General features: G+C 61.2%; 16 protein-coding genes. 9 read left to right on the forward strand and 7 right to left on the reverse strand.

What is annotated here, in order from left to right:
• Genes ACZ9J7_RS00160 through ACZ9J7_RS00175 form a run of 4 tightly spaced genes read left to right on the forward strand, consistent with a single transcriptional unit; the run spans position 1 to position 5,303 of the window.
• Entirely contained in the window at positions 1 to 1,512 is a 1,512-nt protein-coding gene (locus tag ACZ9J7_RS00160; protein ID WP_476206079.1) for an SCO6880 family protein, read from the forward strand.
• Positions 1,512 to 3,116, forward strand: coding sequence for an ATP/GTP-binding protein (locus ACZ9J7_RS00165; RefSeq protein ID WP_476206081.1), 1,605 nt, complete (start codon positions 1,512 to 1,514; stop codon positions 3,114 to 3,116). Before ACZ9J7_RS00160 ends, ACZ9J7_RS00165 begins: the two co-directional genes overlap by 1 nt.
• Positions 3,116 to 4,888: a type IV secretory system conjugative DNA transfer family protein gene (locus tag ACZ9J7_RS00170; protein ID WP_476206082.1), complete on the forward strand. Its 1,773-nt coding sequence runs from the start codon at positions 3,116 to 3,118 to the stop codon at positions 4,886 to 4,888. Before ACZ9J7_RS00165 ends, ACZ9J7_RS00170 begins: the two co-directional genes overlap by 1 nt.
• A complete protein-coding gene (locus ACZ9J7_RS00175; protein WP_476206084.1) occupies positions 4,881 to 5,303 on the forward strand; it encodes a DUF4913 domain-containing protein in 423 nt (140 codons plus the stop codon). Before ACZ9J7_RS00170 ends, ACZ9J7_RS00175 begins: the two co-directional genes overlap by 8 nt.
• A 227-nt stretch (positions 5,304 to 5,530) precedes the next feature.
• Here ACZ9J7_RS00175 and ACZ9J7_RS00180 read toward each other — a convergent pair whose 3' ends face one another.
• A complete protein-coding gene (locus tag ACZ9J7_RS00180) occupies positions 5,531 to 5,812 on the reverse strand; it encodes a DUF3892 domain-containing protein (RefSeq protein WP_015062092.1) in 282 nt (93 codons plus the stop codon).
• A gap of 585 nt (positions 5,813 to 6,397) precedes the next feature.
• Here ACZ9J7_RS00180 and ACZ9J7_RS00185 point away from each other — a divergent pair.
• Together ACZ9J7_RS00185 and ACZ9J7_RS00190 are read left to right on the forward strand one after the other, a co-directional pair.
• Positions 6,398 to 6,697 (forward strand): type II toxin-antitoxin system RelE/ParE family toxin, encoded by a 300-nt coding sequence (locus tag ACZ9J7_RS00185; RefSeq protein ID WP_009358115.1) that lies wholly within the window; start codon positions 6,398 to 6,400, stop codon positions 6,695 to 6,697.
• 13 nt (positions 6,698 to 6,710) lie between these two features.
• A complete protein-coding gene (locus ACZ9J7_RS00190; protein ID WP_214865491.1) occupies positions 6,711 to 7,799 on the forward strand; it encodes a HigA family addiction module antitoxin in 1,089 nt (362 codons plus the stop codon).
• A 311-nt stretch (positions 7,800 to 8,110) separates the two neighbouring features.
• Here ACZ9J7_RS00190 and ACZ9J7_RS00195 read toward each other — a convergent pair whose 3' ends face one another.
• The 6 genes from ACZ9J7_RS00195 to ACZ9J7_RS00220 all read right to left on the reverse strand — a co-directional run bounded on the left by ACZ9J7_RS00195 (position 8,111) and on the right by ACZ9J7_RS00220 (position 16,200).
• Positions 8,111 to 8,404 (reverse strand): hypothetical protein, encoded by a 294-nt coding sequence (locus ACZ9J7_RS00195; RefSeq protein WP_056331979.1) that lies wholly within the window; start codon positions 8,402 to 8,404, stop codon positions 8,111 to 8,113.
• A 300-nt stretch (positions 8,405 to 8,704) separates the two neighbouring features.
• The gene (locus ACZ9J7_RS00200) at positions 8,705 to 9,976 is read right to left on the reverse strand and encodes a M20 metallopeptidase family protein (RefSeq protein WP_134165672.1); all 1,272 of its coding nucleotides are present in this window, start codon (positions 9,974 to 9,976) and stop codon (positions 8,705 to 8,707) included.
• Positions 9,977 to 10,130: 154 nt separating this feature from the next.
• Positions 10,131 to 11,627, reverse strand: coding sequence for an aldehyde dehydrogenase family protein (locus ACZ9J7_RS00205; protein ID WP_476206089.1), 1,497 nt, complete (start codon positions 11,625 to 11,627; stop codon positions 10,131 to 10,133).
• A 207-nt stretch (positions 11,628 to 11,834) separates the two neighbouring features.
• Positions 11,835 to 12,950, reverse strand: a complete 1,116-nt coding sequence (locus ACZ9J7_RS00210; RefSeq protein WP_043807263.1) for a Zn-dependent alcohol dehydrogenase — start codon at positions 12,948 to 12,950, stop codon at positions 11,835 to 11,837.
• A gap of 151 nt (positions 12,951 to 13,101) precedes the next feature.
• On the reverse strand, positions 13,102 to 14,466 hold the full coding sequence (locus tag ACZ9J7_RS00215; RefSeq protein ID WP_235565126.1) for an aminotransferase family protein: 1,365 nt from the start codon (positions 14,464 to 14,466) through the stop codon (positions 13,102 to 13,104).
• Between the two features lie 204 nt (positions 14,467 to 14,670).
• Positions 14,671 to 16,200, reverse strand: coding sequence for an APC family permease (locus ACZ9J7_RS00220; RefSeq protein WP_235565125.1), 1,530 nt, complete (start codon positions 16,198 to 16,200; stop codon positions 14,671 to 14,673).
• 378 nt (positions 16,201 to 16,578) lie between these two features.
• Here ACZ9J7_RS00220 and ACZ9J7_RS00225 point away from each other — a divergent pair, with 378 nt between their 5' ends.
• The 3 genes from ACZ9J7_RS00225 to ACZ9J7_RS00235 all read left to right on the forward strand — a co-directional run bounded on the left by ACZ9J7_RS00225 (position 16,579) and on the right by ACZ9J7_RS00235 (position 21,307).
• Entirely contained in the window at positions 16,579 to 17,946 is a 1,368-nt protein-coding gene (locus ACZ9J7_RS00225) for an aldehyde dehydrogenase family protein (protein WP_056331971.1), read from the forward strand.
• The gene (locus tag ACZ9J7_RS00230; protein ID WP_134165670.1) at positions 17,943 to 19,649 is read left to right on the forward strand and encodes a diflavin oxidoreductase; all 1,707 of its coding nucleotides are present in this window, start codon (positions 17,943 to 17,945) and stop codon (positions 19,647 to 19,649) included. The genes ACZ9J7_RS00225 and ACZ9J7_RS00230 overlap by 4 nt, the downstream gene beginning before the upstream one ends.
• A 212-nt stretch (positions 19,650 to 19,861) precedes the next feature.
• Positions 19,862 to 21,307 (forward strand): glutamine synthetase family protein, encoded by a 1,446-nt coding sequence (locus tag ACZ9J7_RS00235; RefSeq protein ID WP_235008782.1) that lies wholly within the window; start codon positions 19,862 to 19,864, stop codon positions 21,305 to 21,307.
• Positions 21,308 to 21,348 lie beyond the last annotated feature (41 nt).

A 21,348-nucleotide genomic window follows, 5' to 3' on the forward strand; every position in this document is an offset into this window, starting at 1 on the left:
ATGGCCGCTATCGAGAACACATACAGGGAACCGACCTACGGCAACTGGCGTCGTCCGCGTAAAGCGGGCATCGGCACCCTTGGTGGGCTGGCAACAGCCGGTTTGTTTGTTGGCCTCATCATCACGGTGATCTGTCTCTTTGTCGGCGGCTGGTTCGCCGGGCTCATTGCTCTGCTCGTCCTTGGGGTGGCGCTGGCCGTCGTCTCGGTGACCGACAAGCACAACAAATCCGTAGGGGAGCGGATCTTCGCCCGGCTGGCGTTCCGCTCCGCACGGCGCAGACGCGCCAACATCTACCGCTCTGGTCCGTTGGGACTGACGCCCTGGGGCGAGTTCCAGCTGCCCGGAATCTCCGCCGGTTCCAAGCTTTACGAGTTCACCGACTCCTATGGCCGCCCCTTCGCGCTGATCCACCTTCCCGCCACCGCGCACTACACCGTTGTCTTCGGCACCCAGCCCGACGGGGCGTCCCTGGTCGATCCCGAGCAGATTGACGCCTGGGTGGCTAACTGGGGCGGCTGGCTGGCCTCGTTGTCGAATGAACCTGCCGTCGTGGCTGCATCCGTCACGGTCGAAACCGCACCCGATTCCGGGGCACGGCTGCGCCGGGAAGTTGAATCGAACATCCACGACGACGCTCCTGCCATCGCCAAGGCCATGCTCCGGGAGGCCTTGAATACCTACCCGCAGGGATCGGCCACGATCCGCGCCTGGGTCGCGCTGACGTTCAGCGCCGCTGCCCGGGCAGGCGGCAAACGACGCACCCCAGAAGAGATCGCAAGGGATCTCGCCTCACGGCTTCCCAGCCTGACCGAGCGACTGGAATCCACCGGCGCCGGCGCATGCGCACCGTTGAACGCCCAGGAACTCTGTGAGGTCGTTCGGGTCGCTTACGACCCTGCAGCAGCCCGGCTCATCGACGAAGCCCACTACCAGGGCACACCCGTTGACCTGGACTGGGGCGACGTCGGACCGTCCGCCCACCAATCCAACTGGGACGGCTACCGCCACGATTCCGGGCACTCAGTGTCCTGGACGATGACAGGCGCCCCACGCGGACACATCCTGGCATCGGCACTGGGCCGCCTCGTCGCACCGCACGGGGAGATCGACCGCAAGCGCGTCACCTTGCTGTACCGGCCGATCGAAGCCGGCCGCGCAGCCGCCATCGTGGAGTCGGACCAGACCAGCGCCCTGACCCGGGCCTCCTCGACCACCCGCCCCACCGCCCGCGCCCTGGTCGATGCCCGCGCGGCGCAGGCCACCGCAGCAGAGGAAGCCAAGGGCGCCGGGCTGGTCAACTTCGGCATGGTTGTCACGGCCACGGTACTGTCCGCCCGTGACCTTGAAGACGCCGTCGCCGTTGTCGAGGGAAACCTCGGCCCGTCAGCACGTCTGCTGCTGCGGCGCGCCTACGGCTCACAGGACTCAGCCTTTGCCGCGTCCCTGCCACTGGGACTGGTCCTGCCCAAGCACTTGAAGGTTCCCGAAGAGATCCGCGAGGCCATGTGATGTTCGGCAGCAAAACCAAGCACCAGCGCACACCGGCCCCTGCCACGAAGCTCGCGGCCGCGGTCGCCCGCCGCCCGGGCCTGCGGGGCTGGCGCGGCCGCGGACAGGGCGAAGCCGTCTACGTCACCGCAGCCGACGAATGGCGCGGAACCTCGGTCCAGGTCTGCGGGCTCTGGCCGTTCGTGGGCGGGTCCGGCACCCCTATCCTGGGAGTGCCGATCGGCGTTCACACCGACACCGGAGCCCCCTTCGGGGCAGATCCGATCAGCTGGTTCATGCACGGCATGATCAACAACCCCTCCATGTTCGTCCTCGGCCTGCCGCACTACGGCAAGTCCACCCTGGTCCGGCACATCGTCCTGGGCCTGGCAGGCCGGAGCATCAACCCGTTGATCCTCGGTGACCTGAAACCGGACTACGTTGACCTGATCGAAGCCCTCGGCGGGCAGGTCATCAGCCTGGGCCCCAGCCGCGGCCACTTGAACGTCCTGGACCCCGGTGAAGCCACGGGAGCCGCCGTCAGGCTGCTCGCCTCGGCCGAGGAACACCGGGCCAAAGCGAACCGGACCACCGACTCAGCTGCGGCCGCGCCGCTTCTCGCGGCAGCGGTGAAGGCGGAGAAGCTGGCCGAACAGCTGATGGCCGACTCGCACAACCGGCGCCTGAACATGATCACTGCGCTGATCACCATCGTGCGGAACGCCAAGCCCAGCGCCCACGAGGAATCCCTGATTGACCGGGCCCTGCACATCCTGGACGAGCGCCTGGACCGCGTTCCCCTGATCGGGGACCTGATCGAGGTCATCAAAGACGCCCCAGACGAGCTACGGGCAATTGCCCTGGACCGTGGCGACATGAGCCGCTACCTCGACGCGACCGACCAGTTGCGCCAGTCGCTGTACTCCCTCGACGGCTCGGGCCGGTTCTCGGACATGTTCTCCCAGCCCACGGACCAGCCGATGGACCTGACCAAACCCGTGGTCTTCGACCTGTCAGGGATCTCCGACACGCAGCGGGACATCCAAGCGGCCTGCCTGCTGGCCTGCTGGTCAACCGGGTTCGCAACCGTCCAGGTGGCTCACACCCTGGCAGATGCCGGCCTGGAGCCTCGCCGTAACTACTTCGTCGTCATGGACGAGCTGTGGCGGGCCCTGCGCTCCGGTGAAGGCATGGTAGACCGGGTTGACTCGCTGACCCGCCTGAACCGGACCGAGGGCGTCGGGCAGGCCATGATCACGCACACCATGAGTGACCTCGAAGCCCTGCCAACCGAATCCGAACGCATGAAAGCACGCGGATTCGTCGAACGCTCCGGCATGGTCGTCTGCGGCGCGCTCCCCGGAGCCGAAATGGAAAAACTCAACAAAGCCGTCACCCTCTCCCGGGCCGAACAAGCCCGCCTCATCTCGTGGGCCGACCCCGGGTCATGGACCGACGTCGGTGGATCCCGCAAACGGGTACGCCCGGGCCTGGGCAAGTTCCTCTTCAAAGTCGGCGGCCGCCCAGGGATCCCGGTCGCGCTTAAGCTGACCAGCGTCGAAGAAAAACTGCACGATACGAACAAGCGCTGGACGATCAGCCGGAACGGCGAAGGGGACAACTGATGGGTGCGCCAAACAGCGGCAAACGCTCGCGAATGGATGGCGAAACCATCCTGCTCTGGGTCTTCATCACCGCCGTGGTGCTCGGTGTCGGCTCGGTGGCCGGAGCCGTGCACCTGGGCTCGCTGCTATCCAATGACAGCCAGACACTGCCGGCCAACCCGTTTGAACTGGTCTTCGGCCTGCTCTCGCAGAAGGTCACGTGGCCCGCGGCCGCCACCTGGGTACTGATCGGCTTCGGCGTCCTCATCATCCTTGTAGCCGTTCTGGTGGTCCGTGCGGTGCTGCGCAAACGGTCCAAGCGTTCCCGTGTGGACGCCGCAGCCCAGCACATGGCAAAGGCTAAGGACCTGCGCGCCCTGAGCCTGCGCGGGGCCACGGCCACCGCCGAACGTCTCGGAGTGAAAGGCTCACCCGGCGTGCCGGTAGGCAAGACCGTCCTTGGCGGGCAGATGGTCTACGGCTCCTGGGAAGACATGCACATCGACATCTGGGGACCCCGCACAGGCAAGACGACATCTAGGGCGATCCCGGCGATCCTCGCCGCCCCGGGAGCAGCTTTGGTGACCTCGAACAAACGGGACATCGTTGACGGCACCCGCGACGTCCGTGCCGCCGAGGGCCCGGTCTGGGTGTTCGATCCGCAGTCCGTCGCCCTCGAGGAACCTTCATGGTGGTGGAACCCCCTGTCGTACGTCACCGATGAAGTGAAAGCGGCACGCCTGGCTGACCACTTCGCCGCCGGTTCCCGCGGCCCGGACGCCAAAACGGACGCCTATTTCGATCCCGCCGGCCAGGATCTCCTTGCCGGCCTCCTGCTCGCCGCGGCCCTCGACGGCCGGGCGATCACGCAGGTCCACACCTGGCTGACCCGGCCCGCTGACGATGAAGCAGTGGACATCCTCAAGGCGCACGACTTCACCCAGACCTCCAACGCAGTGGGCGGCGTCATCAACGCCCCCGAGAAGCAACGCGGGGGTGTGTACGGCACGGCACTGCAGATGGCCTCCTGCCTCACCAACCGCCAAGTGGCCCGCTGGGTGACGCCCCAGGGTGAGAAGGACGAGCGGCCCCAGTTCGACCCGGCAGCATTCGTCCGCTCCAAGGGCACGCTGTACAGCCTCTCCAAGGAAGGCAAAGGCACCGCCGGCCCGCTGGTGACGGCGCTGACCGTGGCCACGGTCGAGGCCGCCGAAGAACTCGCCGTCCACTCGCCCGGTGGCCGGCTGGCCACACCCATGGTCGGTGTCCTGGACGAAGCAGCAAACGTCTGCCGCTGGCGCGAACTGCCGAACCTCTACAGCCACTACGGCTCCCGCGGCATCGTCCTGATGACCATCCTCCAGTCCTGGTCACAAGGCGTCGAAGTGTGGGGCCGCGACGGCATGCGCAAGCTCTGGAGCGCCTCCAACATCAAGGTCTACGGCGGCGGCGTCGCCGAAGCCGAATTCCTGAACGAGCTCGCACAGCTCGTGGGGGAGTACCGGTACTCAAACATGACCAAAAGCCGCTCCAAACAAGGCACTTCCTACAGCCACGACGACGACCGCAAGGAACGCACCCTGGACGTGTCCGACCTGGCCGCGTTCCCTCGCGGCCGCGCCATCATGTTCGCCTCCGGTGCCCCTGCGGCGCTGCTGGAGACAGTGCCTTGGATGAGCGGTCCGCAGGCTGATGCCGTACGGGCCTCCATCGCCGCACACGACCCCGCGAACAAGCCCACGGCCGCAACTGCCGGGAACCGGTGGATCGCTGCGGGTGCCTCTCATGAGTGAAGGCCTGGGGGAGTGGGACGACGAGCTCGATGACACCGCTGCCCCCATGGAACCGGCCGAGGAGGAACCGGACGCCCCTGAGCTGTTCTATCCGAACGTGGCTGAATTCGTCAGCGGCAAGCTGGCCACCAGCTACCGCCGGCAGCTCAACGTCCAGGGCGGGGTGACCTGGTGCCCCCAGTGGTGGAAGCACGCAGAAGCGATCAGCCGCCTAGAAGCGCTCTGGCGGGCATGGGAGTTCCTGCGCCTGGACGGCACCACAGGAATGAGCGTCTGGTGGCGGGACCACGCAGACCACCACATGTCGGTCCTGCTCTCAACTGATGGGCCGTTCAGGGGCTGCAGCCCGGACGACGGCCACCGCTCCAAACTCGTACCCCTGCCCTGTGAGGAACCGCCCTCGGGGCTGTTCTAAACCGGGTTTTTCAGCCACCGCTCACGGTGACCACGCGGGCTGTCCATAGTTGGGGTCAATCTGGGTTATCCACGGCTGGAATCGGGAGCCATCGGGAAAGCTCCCTCAGCAGCAGTAGCGGTGGATAACCCATCAGGATTGTCCCCGGCTGTGGGCAGCGAACTCAGTGTCACTCAACGCCAAGACCCCCAGGGAGTTTCCCCAGGGGTGTTGGCTGCCAATGAACCTCAGAATCTGGGCAACGACAGAAGGTTGTTAGTCCATTGCTGATCAGCATAGGTCCGAAGATACGGAGCTGCAGATTGGGGCCGAACTACGCCGACTTCCACTCTTGAGGAGCCAGATCCTACGTACGCCCGGCCCTTCTTTACATCGATAAATTCGACCATTGCCGGCTTCGTGCTGGTTCCGCTGCCGTTATCTGCTTCATTGACCCACTTGTAGCTCGTGATGTGTTGATGATCCTCTGGGAATCCTTCAACCCGCACGTGGGTAATTCTTACCGCCATGGATTACTCCTAGTTATTTGACTGCCTCTACGTGTTCCCGCGTTACCCTGATCTCCTTGCTGAGGGAGATCAGACCTGCTGGGTTATGGTCCCGCCGGGGTTACGCCGAACTGTCGCATCAGTGACGAACCGTCCCGTTGATGCCGAACGATTAACACTTCGGCTATTTCCGGTCCCGGCACCAACCCGTTCAGTGGTTGTCGTCCGGGGAGATCTGGCGGCAGTCGCTTTGGTTACAAAACGTCCGGTTCGCGCGCTGCGGCTAACTGATCGTGCCATGGTGTCCTCCTCAGAACACTCATCCGAGGGGGAGGGGGCCCATTCGCGGGCGCCTGTGGCTCCGTTAGAATCGCTAGTACCACTAACCATGGAACTTGCGGTCCTGACCTCGAGTTGCTGGGCGGGCCCGCTCGAACGGGTCCGCCCTTTTTTGTATCGGACCTGCCGACATTTCAACTGTAATCGTATCGGTCCTTCGGTGCAAGGGTGAAGACAGCTTGCGAGTTCTGCGGTATAGTTTTCATACGAAGTTGAGCATTTCCTGTAGCGTGTTGTTCACATCAGGGGTGAAGGACGGCTTACAGAATGCAGGTGGACTACGAGGATGAGGATCTCCGGAAACTCGCCTACGAGCCAGACCATCGCACATCACGTTGGGCTCCAAACGTCACCCGGGCATACCGACGACGAATCCAGCAGCTGCACGCGGCGGTCACAGATCAGGATTTGAGAGCGCTGAAGTCCCTCCACCTTGAGAAGCTAAAAGGTAACCGTGCTGGGACGTGGTCGATCCGGATCGATACCCAATACAGGCTTATTCTGCGGTTCCAAACTCAGGATGGCGGGCGCATAGCCATCGTCATTGAAGCCGTTGACTACCACTGAAGGACTGATTTCCATGGCCCCCGAGCTCGCTGAAGCTTTCCCTCCCGGGGATTTTCTAACCGAGGAGCTTGAAGCACGTCATTGGTCCCAGAGCGACTTTGCACAGATCCTTGGGCGCCCGGCGCAGTTCGTTTCGGAGATAATCGCAGGGAAGAAGGAAATAACTCGTGAATCTGCAGCTCAGATCGGCGCAGCTCTTGGTACTGGTCCGGAGTACTGGCTGAACCTGCAGAATTCATATCTCCTCTGGAGCCAGTCCCGGAATGAGGCAACCCGCAAGGACTTAGACGAGGTCAAGCTGCGGGCCAGGATGAACGAATTGGCTCCAGTATCGCTACTTCTCAAAAGAGGAATCCTGACCGGCCAGTCACTGACCGAGCAAAAAGACGAGCTGATCAAGCTGTTCCAAATCGAACACATTGAAGACACACCGCGGTTTCTGGCCGCAGCCCGACGCTCCAATCAGGATGAAGAACCAACACCAACCCAAAAAGCATGGCTCGCGTGCGCCCGCAAGCGTGCGCAGGATCTTCAGGTTAGTAGCTACGACCCAGTGGGCCTCACGGAACTAGCGGAGCGCCTCTCGCGCTTGGTCGCAAATCCGGAAAACTTTTCGAAGCTCCCTGCTGAATTTGCTGCTGTAGGAGTGCGTCTTGTCTATGTCGAAGCGTTCCCTGGAAGCAAGCTGAACGGCGCGTCCTTCCTTTTGGACGAAAACGCTGAGAAGCCAGTAATTGCATTGTCGGGAAGAGGTAAGCGACTAGATGTAGTTCTATTCACTCTTCTCCACGAAGTGGCGCATGTCCTCCTGGGACATGTGACGCCCGAGCGTCTCGTGATTGATGAAGACTCTTCGACTGAGCCGGCCGAGCTAGCTGCCGACGAAAAGGCAGGTGAATGGCAGATACCGGGGGGCCTCCCAGTCCCGCCGACGGCCGTTCGTAGGGGGTGGATTGAGTCGACTGCACAGCGAATAGGAGTGCATTCAGTGGTTGTACTTGGGAGACTGCAACGCGATAAGGCTCTCGATTACCGGACTGCATTGGCAAAAGGGGCGCCAACCGTTAGCTCTCACTTAGAGCGCTGGAGTCACTCCTGCTGACTGCCAGGTGACATTAAGAGCACCTCTGAAACTGACCACTTCAACAAGTTTCTATTTGTGGCTGTTGTCAGATTTGGATCTAAGACTGCGGAGGGGACCCATGCAGGAACTCACTTCAGGACCCTAACCTGACGCTCTTCTCCTTGCTGCCTGACGTCAGGTTGGGGTGTAGCTCATGCAGAGAAGGCAACCTCATACACATGGGGGTAAGTGGTGTTAAGGAATCTATTCAGACGGCAGCCCGCATTCAGGACGGAAATTTGCCCTCAAGGCTTATAAGTAAATGGCGCAGTCAAGTCGTGTCCTCTGGTTCACCTTCGCACGATCCAGTCGCGGAACTCCCGAGTTGTGCCGCATGGCACTTCGGGGTCGACACGAACGGTGTATTTGCCGTAATCGCGTTGTATGACCAGGATTCCCTGCCTGCGTTCGAGAGCGGCGGGTATGAGTCTGTTGATAGCACGGTTTAGCTTCTCGTCTTTGCTCTGGGGCCCATCTAAAGTGATGACTTCAAGGGAAAGAGGAAGCGCCGGGTTTGGGAACAAGTCGCCGCTCGTTAGCGAGAAGGCAGAGCTGACTTCCGGTTCATGCAACTTGTAGGACACACGTCCTCCTTTACTAGGTCGACCGGCGTGTACGGTCGGAATTGCCGTTTATGTCGTCTCTGCCGGATCGTACGACCTGCTTAGAGTCGTCTCGTCTGTAGAGCGGACGCTTCCACCCGACTGCATATGAGGTTTATTCCTGGCGCTCGTCTTGCAAGGAATTCAAGGGCCGGCCGAGCGGTGTGAGATTGGGTGTCCGGCAACGTGATAGTGGATGAAGTGCCATCCATTCGAGCTTTGAGACGGGTACTGCTAGGTCTACTGCTTCAAGTGAGGTGGCCGCTCCGGAGGCCCTCCGAGCTACCCCAGCACCTCCAACTCTTGAAGCTTTCCAAGCGCCACACCCGCCATGAATTGTGCCTGATCGACGAGGATACTGTCATCAAACACTGCCCTGGGTGAGTGCATGGGAGCCCACTCCATGGGGTCGATATCTGGAGACCCAGCTCCGAGGTGCCCGTACGCTCCGGGGACCTCCACGAGGACACGGGAGAAATCGTCAGAGCCGGTCCGGGGGGACGGGCTGGGCACGAACCGGTGCTCTCCGAAGAACGTGCGTGCTGTCCTGCCCCAGAGTTCGGCGTCACTGTCGTGATTGACGGTGGCCGGCATTACCGGAGTGAACGTTGCCTCGGCTGTCAGTTGATGAGCGGTCGCCAGTTGCCGGATAAGATCCGGCAACTCCTGTGCGAGCCGTGCTTCGACACCGGGGCTGAAAGACCTGACGCTGGCCCTGAATTCCGCCGAATCAGGTATGACATTAGAGGCGGAACCGCCATGGAATTGGCCCACGGATAGAACCACGGGATCAAAAACGTTGAATCGCCGGGTGATGTACGTCTGTAGGGCACCAAGCATTTCAGCAGCTACCTGTATGGGGTCCAGAGCCTGGAAGGGGCGCGAACCGTGCCCACCTCGCCCGATAACCTTTACGGACAGATCTCCGAAGGCGGCCATGTAGGAGCCGGCCTTGGTCGTGAACACGCCTGACGCCATGTCCGAAACGACATGCAGGGCGTAGGCAGCATCCGGTCGCCTTCCGGCTGTGTTAAGAACGCCTTCCTCCAGCATGATGCGGGCCCCGTCATGTCCTTCCTCCCCCGGTTGGAACATGAAGATGACGTCGCCGGTCAGGGTGTCACGTACGGACGAGAGCAGGCGGGCGGCTCCAATCAGGCCTGCTGTATGCAGGTCATGGCCGCAGGCATGCATTGCGCCATTGGTCGAGGCAAAGGGTATGCCCGTTTTTTCTGCCAGAGGAAGGGCGTCCATGTCCCCTCTGAGTAGTACAGCAGGACGGCTCCCGGCGGGGGACTGGGTGGCCCCGCCGCGTAGTACCGCAACCACGGACGAGGCTGCTTTTCCCAGGCTTATTTCGAGGTCGAGTCCCTTGAGTGCCTCAAGGACCCGGGCTTGGCTGCGGGGCAGATACAGGCCGACTTCAGGATCGGCGTGCATTTCCCTACGGAAATCGACCAGGTCGTTTCCAAAGGCCGGGATCGCCGCTGCGGCGCCCTCAAGGAAACTTAGCGGTGAAAACCGCACCGTACCTGTCGTTGAAGTATCTGTCATTGAAGGACTTTCTCGTCTCATGTTGCCAGGCCCTGGCCTGCTGCTTGCCCGAGAGGACGCGGAGGCCCCCGTCTTAGCCACGCGTCACGTTCCGGGATGTTTGTCGCAGGTCTCGCAGGGCCTCGCTTACGCTTGTTGGGGTCGCATATGGCGCCTAGAGCGGGAAATCCGTCCTGTCCACGCCAACCACGCGGTCGCCGGTGAAGAAGCGAACGCCGTACTGGGGACCGTGGCCTCCGATACCGCTGGTACCCCAGAAACTCTGACGCGAATTGCCGGCCAGGTCGCTCATGAACGTGCCGTTGATGCGGACTTCACCGGCACGAATACGGGATGCCACGTCGATGGCTCGTGTTTCGTCACCGCCGAATACGTAGGCATCAAGACCGGTTGCCGGTCCGTTTGCATGGCTAAGCGCCTCTTCAACGGAATGCACGGGATGTACCGTGACCAGTGGCCCGAAGAGTTCTTCCGCGGCGGCTCCGGCGGGACATCCGACGATCATCCCCGGTGCCAGGAACCAGCCGTCAAGATCGGGTAGGTCGCCGGCAGTGACCAGCGTTCCCCCCAGTTCGAGGAGTCGATTCACTGCGGCTTTCAAACCGTCACGCTGCCGCTCAAACGCAAGGGGACCCACTTCCGTTGTCTCATCCAAGGCATTTCCGACCCGAAGCTTACTGAGTTCGAACTTCATAGCTTCAACGAAACGGTCGTGAACCGACCTGTCAACCAGTACCTTGCCGGGCGCCTCGCACCACTGGCCATTGAGACGGGTCATGCCCTGCACAATGGACTGTGCCGCCGAGCTGACATCGGCATCATCGAGAATGATCACGGGATTGTTGGATCCGAGCTCCATCTGCATGACAGCCAGATTGGACGCCGCAGCCTTCGCAACCGTTCGGCCTGCCGAATCGCCCCCTGTAAACGAAAGAGCCTCGATGCGGGGATCCGAGGTCAGCAGTGATCCTGTCTCCGAATTCCCATGAACCAGTTGAAACGCAGCGCTCGGGTAATCGAGTTCAGTCATGGCGGCGACGATCGATTCGGCGAAGAGCTGGCAACCGCCGGGGGCGTTCTCAGAGGGTTTGAGGATGACCGGGCAACCAGCCGCCATTGCTGCCGCCACCTTGCCTACCACGGTGAAGGTTGGAGCATTCCAGGGGCCAACGATGAGGGCCGGGCCGAGGGGCTTGCGCAGGATGACCACAGACCGGTCACCGCCGTCAAGGGTCTCCGACTCGCCAAGCTGCTCCGCTTCAGCGATAGTTCCCCGGACTCTGTCCCCAAGTGCACCTGCAATCAGGCGAGTGGTCCGGATAGGGACTCCCGTGTTGATGCTGTCCTGCAGCGCGATTTCTTCGCTCTGGGCATCCAGAGATGCGGCTACCTTCGTCAGGAGCTCAAGACGGTCCCGGAGTTTGATGTCTTCAAGTTTCCCGGACTCGTGCAGTGTCGCCGCTGCGGCGAGTGCGCACTCGACGTCAGCCTTTCCGGTCTTTCGCATCGGCTGCCGGGGTTCGCCCGTATTTGGGTTGGTAAGGTAGCGGCCGTTTTCGTCGAGCTGCAGCCATGCGCCATCGACAAAGGAGCGTTGCTCGACAAGGTCGGGGGTGTTAGCGGTCAGTTGTGCTAGTCCTTCAGCAGTCATTCAAGGTGCTCCTCTGGTTTTCGTTGTTGTCTTTGTCGTCCAGGACCAGCGACGGCAGGGGCTGGGCATTGACGTTTGACCGTTTATGTTCGGGAGGATTTGCAGCGCCACAGTGCGCAGCTTTCGTTCCGGCGCTGGCCGTGGCGCAAAATCAGATCGTGATCGGCCTGACAGTCAGCTGCCAAACGGTCTTCAAAGTTGTCCGGATCACAGTTGCCTGTCGGTCATGTTCAGCACAACTCGGATCGTCGAGGCTTCCGCCATCGCTTCGAATCCCTCGTTGATACGTTCGAAGGGCAGTTCCTTGGTGACCATTGCATCGAGATCCAGTCGGTTGTTCAGGTAGTGGTCCGTGAACATGTCGACGTCGCTGAGGAACCTGTTCGCGCCCATGTAGGCGCCTTGCAGGTGTCGGTCGCCGTATACGAGTGCATCTGCGGGGATACGCAGTTCGGACCCTGTGGGCATGAGACCGAGGATGGTGGCGGTTCCGTTCGGGCGCAGGAGCGAAAAGGCGAGTTCCGCTGTCTGGCTGCGGCCCACCGCCTCGATTGCATGGCTGACACCTTGGGGAAGAAGTGATCGGACCTGGATGAGTGTTTCTGTCGGGTCGGATGATGAGACAACAGTGTCCGTGGCACCGAAGTTACGGGCGAGCTCCAGCTTCGCCGGCACAGCGTCAATGGCAATGATTCGTCGTGCCCCAGCCAACCTGGCACCTTGAATGGCGGCTATTCCGACACCGCCGCAACCGATTACGGCAACAGTATCCTCTGGCCCTACCTTTGCGCCGTGAATAACCGCGCCGACTCCTGTACTAATGCAGCAACCGAGAAGACACGCCACCTGGGGAGGCAGATCCGAGCCGACCACTGCAACGGATGCCTCCTTAACGAGGAAGGCCTCTGCAAAAGCGCCTATACCCCCGAGCGACTCAACGCTTGATCCATCAGGTGAGAGCAGCCTGGGTCGCTGCCGCTCACGCATCGAGTCGACTCGTTCGCACTGGGTCGGGCGCCCGCTTATGCAGTTGCGGCATGCCCCGCAGGAGGGTGTGACCGTTGCCACGACCCTTTCACCAGTCTTAATTCTTGTGACTGCAGAACCGACGCGCTCGACAATGCCTGCGACTTCATGCCCGAGGACCACCGGCAGGGAGATATCCAGCGACCCCTTCAGATAGTGCAGATCGCTATGGCAAAGGCCCACTCGCTCGGTCCGGATGAGAACCTCATTGTCCTCCGGATCATCAAGCAGCAGTTCGCGGATCTGAAGAGGGGCTCCGGGCTTTTCCAGCACGGCGGCAAGAATCGGTGTAGTCACTTGGCTTCCTTGGTGGTTGAGGAGCTGGCAGATGGGTCGCTTCGACCATCTTCAGCCCTGGTCGAGTTTCAAAAGTGTGTGGACGGAACAGCCTTTACGAGCACTATGTGCAACCTGACCAGCGCGGACGTTGGAACGGCCGGGATCAGTGTCAGCTTCCGGTTCCAACTCGGGATCCATGCCGGTTCTCACCTACAGCGGCCCAGCGCTTAACGTGACGTTCCATGGCGCGGAGGGCTTTTTCCAGCTTCGCCAGCAGTTCCCGTGTCTCCTCTTCGGTGATCACCAAGGGCGGGGACAGAATCACGGCATTGTTCAGCGGGGCGATCCCGGCCGGGTAGACAAGGAGCCCTTGGTCCAGGCATTCATCGACGAATAGGCCAGCCGCTCCCAGCGCAGGATCGGGTGCCTGCTTGCTTTCCTGGTCCATAACGAACTCGAAGCCCCAGAGCAGGCCCCGCCCACGGACGTCGGCGATGCAACGGTACCTTGTTGCCAGGGAGAGCAGACCCTCTTCAAGCTGCTTCCCCCGTTGCCGGACGTTCGCGAGGATATCCTCGCGTTCCATGAAGTCCAGGACCGCCAGGCAGGTCGCTGCCCCCAGTGGGTTCCCCGAGAAGGTGTGCCCGAACGGAGCGACGCCGCTGCCCTCTCTGAGCGCCTCGACGATGTGGCTCCGCAGCAGGACGCCAGCAACAGGGGAGTATCCGGCACTCATTCCTTTGCCGATAAGAAGAAGGTCCGGCACGACGTCCTCGTAGGAACTCGCGAACCAGTCGCCCGTGCGCCCCATTCCCGTGATGACCTCATCGATGATCAGCAGCACGTCCAGCCGATCACAAATGTCGCGAAGGCGGGCGAAGTAGCCGGCCGGCGGCGTCAGGACCCCGCCGGCGGCTCCTACGATTGGTTCGACGATGACTGCCGCGACTGTGCCGGGGTCCTCGTTCTGAATGGCGTCTTCGAAGGCTTTCGCAGCCCGCGCAGCGTACACTTCCTCGCTCTCGCCTAGCAGGGCGAAGCGGTAGGCGTAGGCCGGCGGGGCGAAGGAGAACGCATGGAGCAAGGATCCGTAGTCGGGGCGGCGTGCTGCATGCCCGGACATCGACAGGGCGCCCATTGTCATGCCGTGATAGCTGATGGTCCTGCCAAGGATTTTGACTTTGCCTGGGAGCCCCCTTTCGCGCCAGTAGCTCACTGCGGTGCGGATGGCGTATTCGGATGCTTCGGACCCGCTATTGACGAAAAACGCTATATCGAGGTCCCCGGGAGCGATGTCGGTGAGCCGGCGGGCGAGTTCTTCAGCGGGCAGGTTGGTGAACTGGGTTCTATACGTAAAAGCTACGCGGCGGCACTGTTCTTTCACCGCCTCCGCAATTTCGTCCACGCCGTGACCAATGCTGGCGGTCATGGCGCCGCTTGAACCATCCAGGTACTGGCGCCCTTCCGTGTCATACAGGAAGATGCCTTCGCCGTAGGCAACTGTCGGGTACTTCTTGTCGATGATTTGCTTCAACAGTGCGCTGTCGGAAATGGGAAGCTCCTAAATATCGGCAGCTGCTCTCGCAGCTCACTATCTGCAGTGACGGGTGGGGAAATCTCTGGAAGATCTTTTGTCCATGGGCGCGAGTGGCCGGCCGCGCCTTGCGCAGCCGGCCACCATTACCGTCGTTCCCAAGAAGGCTCGTGCGACGGCGGCTACGGAGATGAGTCTTTGTTCCTAAATCCCTGCGGAACTTTCTTCGCTGCTGGAACCTGCCGGGATCAGTGCGGCATACGTCGCCGGCCGCTTGGATCGCATAACCAGCGCGGTAGTCACGCCGCCCAGGAAGAGTGCAGCCATGAGCGTCAACAGTATTCCCGCCGCCAAGTCGCCGCCGACGAGAAGCCCGAAGTTCTGAAGGACCAGAAAGACAATTCCCCCGAGTCCGAGAAGGGCAAGCGCGGGGGCCAGCAACGTGCCCCAGACCTTCTTGTTGTGTGCATTCCTCCGGAAGAACACGATCACCGCGAGTGACGTGAGAGCCATCAGAACAACGATGCCCAATGTGGCCGAGCCTGAGAACCAGGTGTAGGCCTGCGTTACCGGGTCGAGCCCGATGATCGCCTCGACACCAAGCAGTGCTATCGCAACTACCGAGACGATCAAGGCTGCCCTGGATGGAGCGTGGTGACGTGGGTGGATTGCACCAAGTCCAGACGGAAGAACACCTTGCGTACCAAGGGTAAAGAGGTACCGGGTCAGTACGTTCTGGAAGGTGAGGATGCAGGCGAAAAGGCTGGTGATGAGGAAAACCTGGAGCAGGGTGGCAAGGAGCGGGGACACGTACTGTCCCGCGAGCCCTACAACAATGCTGGTGGGGTCGTTCGTCGCGACTTCGACTATCTGGCTGCTTCCGACTCCCGCCTGGAGTGCCCAGGCAGTGAAAGTGTAGAAGATGCCGACGCCGATAACGGCGATATAGGTTGCCCGCGGGATAGTGCGGTCGGGGTCACGTGCTTCGTTCCGGAAGACGGCGGTGGCCTCAAAGCCGATGAATGAGAAGAAGGCAAACATGACGCCCAGAGGCGGGACACCTTCACCCAAACGCGCGGGGGACAGCGAGTCAGCACTCAACCCTTCCGCGCCGCCGTGGACAATCACCCCGATGTTTACTGCCAGCAGAACGACTGTTTCGATGACCAGGACCACGCCCAGCACCTTGGCGGAGAGCTCGACGTCCCGGTATGCAAGAGCACCGCAGGTTGCCATCAGCACCAGACTGCACAGCCACCAGGGAAGTTCCGGACCGCCCAGATCGTGAACCGTGGTCTGGGCCGCTGACCCCAGGTATGAACACAGCGCAAGAAACAGCAGCAAGTATGTTCCGAGCGCAAAAGTGGCAGCCCCCATGCCAACACCTCGGCCCAGCCCCGTTTGGATGTAGGAATAGAACGCGCCAGCATTTTTTACAAAGGGCGTCATCCTCGTAAAACCAACGGCAAACAGAAACAGAATAGCGGTCGCGATAAGGAAGAACAGCGGACCGCCCGTGCTTCCCGATGCAGAAACGACAACAGGCCAGCCAGCCACGACAGCTGTCATGGGCGCAGCTCCCGCCACAACCATGAACACAATCGACCGGACTCCCAGGCCCCTGCTGAGCAAGCGGTCTGGGCTCAAGATTCCGTTGGGTCCCGCATCCACCGGCTCAAATTTAACATCTTTAGTTGCCATTCGTCCCTCCTGGACGTAGAAGCTGAGTGTCATCGCGATGCCTTCGACAAGGCGGAATTGAGCGGCATCGCGGAACCCACAATCGGGCCGGCCCCCTTGCCGAACGTCACTGTGAGTTGGATTACAGCGTAGGAGTTGCCCCAGAGTTTGCGGTGTTGAGCCTGCACATACATCCGTCCTGCGCATGGTCTTGATGCACAGCTATTCGCTGGCAAAAGAATGGACGCGGTCCTATGAACGAGGAGTTTATGGAATGTGCACCGCGCACATACAGCTACTTATCGTGGTGCTCCCAGCACTCGCTGGCCGCAGTTTCCTCAGGCATTGTCGGAACTAACGGAGCTTCCCAGAGTCCATACGGGACTAGGAAATTTTCGACAAACCCCACTTCTCCTGAAGGAGCACCCGATTATGAGCAGCGTTATTTCGGTCTACAACCCCGCTACAGAAGAACAGATAGGCGAGGTGCCCGCCTACGACCTGCCGGACGTAAATGCAGCGGTCGAACGCGCAGGGGCCGCCCAGCGCGCCTGGGTCCGCAAGCCACTGGCTGAACGCCGTGATGCCCTCTGGGCTATTGCCGATGCTGTCATCGCTCACAGCGACGAACTGGCCTTGCTCGAATCCACCGACGTTGGTAAGCCATTGGCGGCGGCCCGACAGGAAGTTCTTGGTGTCGCCGAGTGCTTCAAGTACTACGCCGGAACGGTGGACAAGATCCTCGGGGACACCATTCCGGTCGATGGCGGCGTCAGCATGACTTTCCGCGAGCCGCTGGGTGTTGTGGCCGTAATTGCCCCGTGGAACTTCCCTCTGCCTATCGCATCCTGGAGTATCGCCCCGGCTCTGGCCAGCGGTAATTCGGTAATTGTGAAACCCGCGGCCCTTACCCCCCTGTCAACTGTCCGATTTGGTGAGATCGTGAAGGAACTGGGCGTCGTCGGGGACGCGCTTCAGGTTCTCACTGGTTCGGGCGCCCGGATCGGCAATGCCCTCGCTGAACACCCGGATGTTAGCAAGATAAGTTTTACTGGTTCCACCGAGGTCGGCCGGTCCATCGTCCAGGCGGCTTCAACGACGATGAAAAGGGTTTCTCTTGAGCTCGGCGGGAAGTCCGCCAGTATCGTCTACAACGACGTTGACCTCGCCAAGTGTCTGCAGGCAGCCCCGATGTCGGTCTTCGACAACACGGGCCAGGACTGCTGTGCACGCAGCCGCTTTCTCGTGCAGCGGGGAATCTTCGATGAGTTCGTTGAGGGATTCATCGAGACTACGCGTGCACTGAAAATCGGTAACCCGCTGGACGGCAAGACCAATCTGGGACCTCTGGTATCGGCTGCCCACCGCGACACCGTTTCCAGCTTCCTCGAAAACGGTCTCAACGTCGTCACCGCCGGTGAAGCACCGGATGGCCCCGGCTTCTGGATGGCGCCCAGAATCGTCATCGCCCCGGACCCCAAGAGCCGGGTGGCGACCGATGAAATTTTCGGCCCCATCGCCTCAGTGATTCCCTTCGACACCGAAGAGGAAGCCATCGCGCTGGCCAACAGCTCAATTTACGGCCTGAGCGGCTCCATCTGGACCAACGATGTCGGACAGGCCCTGCGGACGGCGCGGGCACTTGAGTCCGGGACTCTGTCGGTCAACTCAAACTCATCCATTCGAATCCAGACACCTTATGGCGGCTTCAAACAGTCAGGCATCGGCCGCGGACTGGGCCAGGCTGCCATCGAGGCATACACCGAACTCAAGACCGTATTTGTAAGGACAGAACCGTGACAACTGACACAGGGGAGCTGGTTCGGACCAACCAAGGCACCTCATCCGAAGTATCCAGTGAGACAGGTACCGCCGTGCAGACCCTCAGCGTCCTCTACGGCAGCCAGACCGGGAACGCTGAGTTCCTTGCGTCCAAGATCGTGGACAAGGCAATCGGCCAGGGTTACGCAGCCGAGCTTATGAGCCTGGACATGCTGACCCCGCAAGATGCGGCACGCAAGGACCGCCTGTTGATCGTTACCGCCACACACGACAACGGCCACATGCCGGACAATGCGCAACCGTTTTGGGACCAGCTTCAAAGCGCCGGTTCAGACCTCTTCAAGGACGTTCCCTTCGCAGTCCTTGCCATTGGCGACTCCATGTACGAAGACTTCTGCAAAGCCGGCAGCGATCTTGACGAGCGCCTTGGCGAACTCGGCGGCAAGAGAATCCTTGACCGCCTCGACTGCGATGTCGACTATGACCTGACGTCAGGCAAGTGGATCAGGGGCATGCTTGAGACCTTCAAGACAGTTGTTCCCAAGAAGCGAGACAACAACCCGGAAGACTCCACTATTCCAGGAGCAAACCCCGCCGAGCAGCCCAAAGGCACACGCCGGGAACCTGACACTGCCACCGTCGTCGAGGCCCGCCTCCTCAGCGCTCCAGAGTCCGAAAAAGAGGTCTGGCACTATGAGCTTGAGGTCAGCGGCGACAGCCGCAACTACCGGCCAGGTGACTCACTTGCCGTAATCCCCACCAACTCCATCGAACTCGTGGAAGACCTCCTCGGATTCCTTGGCCTCGCGGGCAGCGAGGTATTCGGTGAAGACGGCAAGACCGTACGCGAGACGCTTCAAAACGACTATGAGCTTCGGCTGCCCCATCTGGGCATCGTGGCCTGGCTCGTCGAAAATCTCGCCCCGGATCATCCCGTGCGGAACCTGGTCGAGTCCGGTGACCGCAATGCGCTGGAGGACTGGCTGTGGGGACGGGACATGCTGGACGTGCTGCAGGAAACCCGGACAACGGATGTCGATCCCGGCGAGTTCCTCTCAATGCTGAGGCCCCTGCAGCACCGGTCGTACTCCATTGCCTCCAGTCCCCTCGCTGACGGCGACCGCGTCCACTTGACGGTCTCCACTGTGCAATACGAGACCGCCGGCCGCCGGCACTCGGGTGCATGCAGCGGATTCCTCCAGTCCGCCGCGCAGACCAAGACAACCATAAAAGTCTTCCCGCTGCCGGCGCACGAGTTCCACCTGCCCCACGACAACTCAGCTGACGTGATCATGGTCGGTCCGGGCGTCGGAGTTGCCCCGTTCCGTGGCTTCCTCCGTGACCGCGAAGTCTCACAAGCCCGGGGACGAAACTGGCTGTTCTTCGGGGACCGCCATGAAAAGCCTTCCTGGCTTTATCAGGAGGAAATGGAAGAACTGCAAAGCAACGGCGTGCTGAACCGCCTCAGCGTGGCTTTCTCCCGGGATCAACAGGGCAAGGTCTATGTCCAGGACCGGATCCGCGAAGAAGGAGAAGACATCTTTGCCTGGCTATCGGGTGGAGCCTCGGTCTATGTGTGCGGCGGCAAACAAATAGCACCTGACATCGACGAAGCCCTGCTGGCGGTGCTCAGAAGCCACGGCGCAATGACCCCCGAAAAGGCGCACGATTACCTGCAGTCCCTGAAGAGCGAAGGACGTTACGTCAAGGACGTCTACTAGGCCCCGCTCGACCCGCCCAGCACCATGGCTTTCGTGTCCTGGGTACTGGGCAGAACACGGAAAAGCCTTGGCCTGCCTACCGCACAGGAATGTGACCTGGCTTACCGAATGCATGTAGCCGGCAATCATGATGTGCACCTTGCACATACGCCAAAAGGACCCCGCTCTTAGTGTTTTTAGTAACCAATATCAATGAGGATAAGAGGTACATAGTGAATCCCATCACACAGGTCCCGGAGGACCTCCACGAACTCGAGGCCATCGACATGCAGGATCAATCCTCAGCCGCGTCAGCGCATGACGAACTGCAAAAGTTCGTCTCCGACAACGACATCAAAACGTTCAAAGTGGGCGTCGTGGACCTGGACGGCGTATGGCGCGGCAAGCGCATCCCTGCCAGGTACTTCCTGGAAAGCGTCGCTGAGCGCGGAACGAATATCTGCAACATCATCTTCGGCTGGGACATTCAGGACGAAATCATTTCTGATCTCAGCTACACGGGGTGGGACACGGGTTACCCTGACGTGACGCTCCTCCCCGATCTCAGTACCCTGAAGGTCGTTCCGGGGGAACCCGGCGTGGCTTCCGTCATTTGCGACGCCTACGAGATGTCGGGCGAGCCTGCGGCAATCTGTCCCCGGAGCATTCTCAAGCGAGTCGTGCAGAAAGCCGAAGACCTTGGATACTCGCCAGTCTGCGCCTACGAGTTCGAGTTCTACCTGCTCAAAGGCACCCCGACGGACCTTGCCGCCAAGGACTGGCGTGACCTGACCCCCATCACGGCGGGCAGTCACACCTACAGCCTCGTCAGGGACACAGGCACCGAGTTCCTCATCGGTGAGATCCGACGCCGCCTGTCTGAGCAGGGCATTTTCATCGAGGCCAGCAACAGTGAAAACGGTCCGGGCCAGTTCGAGATGAACATCCACTATTCGGATGCTCTCGCAGCCGCGGACAACGCCCTCCGGCTAAAGGCAACCGTCAAGGAGGTTGCAGCTGAGGCCGGCTACACGGCATCATTCATGGCCAAGATCAACCCGGAGTGGGCCGGCTCCTCCGGGCACATGCACCAGAGCCTTTGGGATCCGCAGTCGGGCAAGTCCGCCTTCGCCAATGCCGAGGAGCCCGGCGAACTGAGCGCCATCGGATACAACTACCTGGCCGGGGTCGTCGAGACGGCACCGGAGCTCACGGCCCTCTACCTGCCCACCATTAACTCTTACAAGCGGACCGAAGGCGGGCAGTGGGCCGGATCCAGCGCCACCTGGGGCCTGGACAACCGAACGGTCGCCATCAGGTCCATCCCGTCAAAGAGCAGCGCCGCACGCATTGAAAACCGGGTACCGGGCGCTGACGCCAATCCTTACCTGGTCATCGCCGCTAACATCGCTGCCGGCCTGCACGGCGTGGAGCAGGAACTGACCGCCCCGAAGCGGGTGGAAGGAAACGCCTACGCCCTGGAGGAAGGACACCAGGTAAAGCAGCTGCCCGGAACACTCGACCAGGCCATCGAACAGTTCGAAAAAAGCGAGGTCGCCAAGGCGTACTTCGGCGAAACCTTCGTGACCCACTACGTCCAGACGAGGCGCTGGGAGCTCCGCAAGCTTCAGACCAGCGTCACCGACTTCGAGATCGCACGTTACCTGGAACGCATCTAGCGCAGAGTGCAGCGCTAAGAGCTCCATTTCCATTTTTTAAA

Source organism: Pseudarthrobacter sp. TE9888 (genome assembly GCF_056279345.1).

What these genes read in the sequence shown, in the direction of transcription:
- ACZ9J7_RS00165 (WP_476206081.1), top strand. Translation starts at nt 1,512, where the DNA reads ATGTTCGGCAGCAAAACCAAGCACCAGCGCACACCGGCCCCTGCCACG.
- ACZ9J7_RS00190 (WP_214865491.1), top strand. Translation starts at nt 6,711, where the DNA reads ATGGCCCCCGAGCTCGCTGAAGCTTTCCCTCCCGGGGATTTTCTAACC.
- ACZ9J7_RS00180 (WP_015062092.1), bottom strand. Translation starts at nt 5,812, where the DNA reads ATGGCGGTAAGAATTACCCACGTGCGGGTTGAAGGATTCCCAGAGGAT.
- ACZ9J7_RS00225 (WP_056331971.1), top strand. Translation starts at nt 16,579, where the DNA reads ATGAGCAGCGTTATTTCGGTCTACAACCCCGCTACAGAAGAACAGATA.
- ACZ9J7_RS00170 (WP_476206082.1), top strand. Translation starts at nt 3,116, where the DNA reads ATGGGTGCGCCAAACAGCGGCAAACGCTCGCGAATGGATGGCGAAACC.
- ACZ9J7_RS00205 (WP_476206089.1), bottom strand. Translation starts at nt 11,627, where the DNA reads ATGACTGCTGAAGGACTAGCACAACTGACCGCTAACACCCCCGACCTT.
- ACZ9J7_RS00220 (WP_235565125.1), bottom strand. Translation starts at nt 16,200, where the DNA reads ATGACACTCAGCTTCTACGTCCAGGAGGGACGAATGGCAACTAAAGAT.
- ACZ9J7_RS00160 (WP_476206079.1), top strand. Translation starts at nt 1, where the DNA reads ATGGCCGCTATCGAGAACACATACAGGGAACCGACCTACGGCAACTGG.
- ACZ9J7_RS00175 (WP_476206084.1), top strand. Translation starts at nt 4,881, where the DNA reads ATGAGTGAAGGCCTGGGGGAGTGGGACGACGAGCTCGATGACACCGCT.
- ACZ9J7_RS00185 (WP_009358115.1), top strand. Translation starts at nt 6,398, where the DNA reads ATGCAGGTGGACTACGAGGATGAGGATCTCCGGAAACTCGCCTACGAG.
- ACZ9J7_RS00200 (WP_134165672.1), bottom strand. Translation starts at nt 9,976, where the DNA reads ATGACAGATACTTCAACGACAGGTACGGTGCGGTTTTCACCGCTAAGT.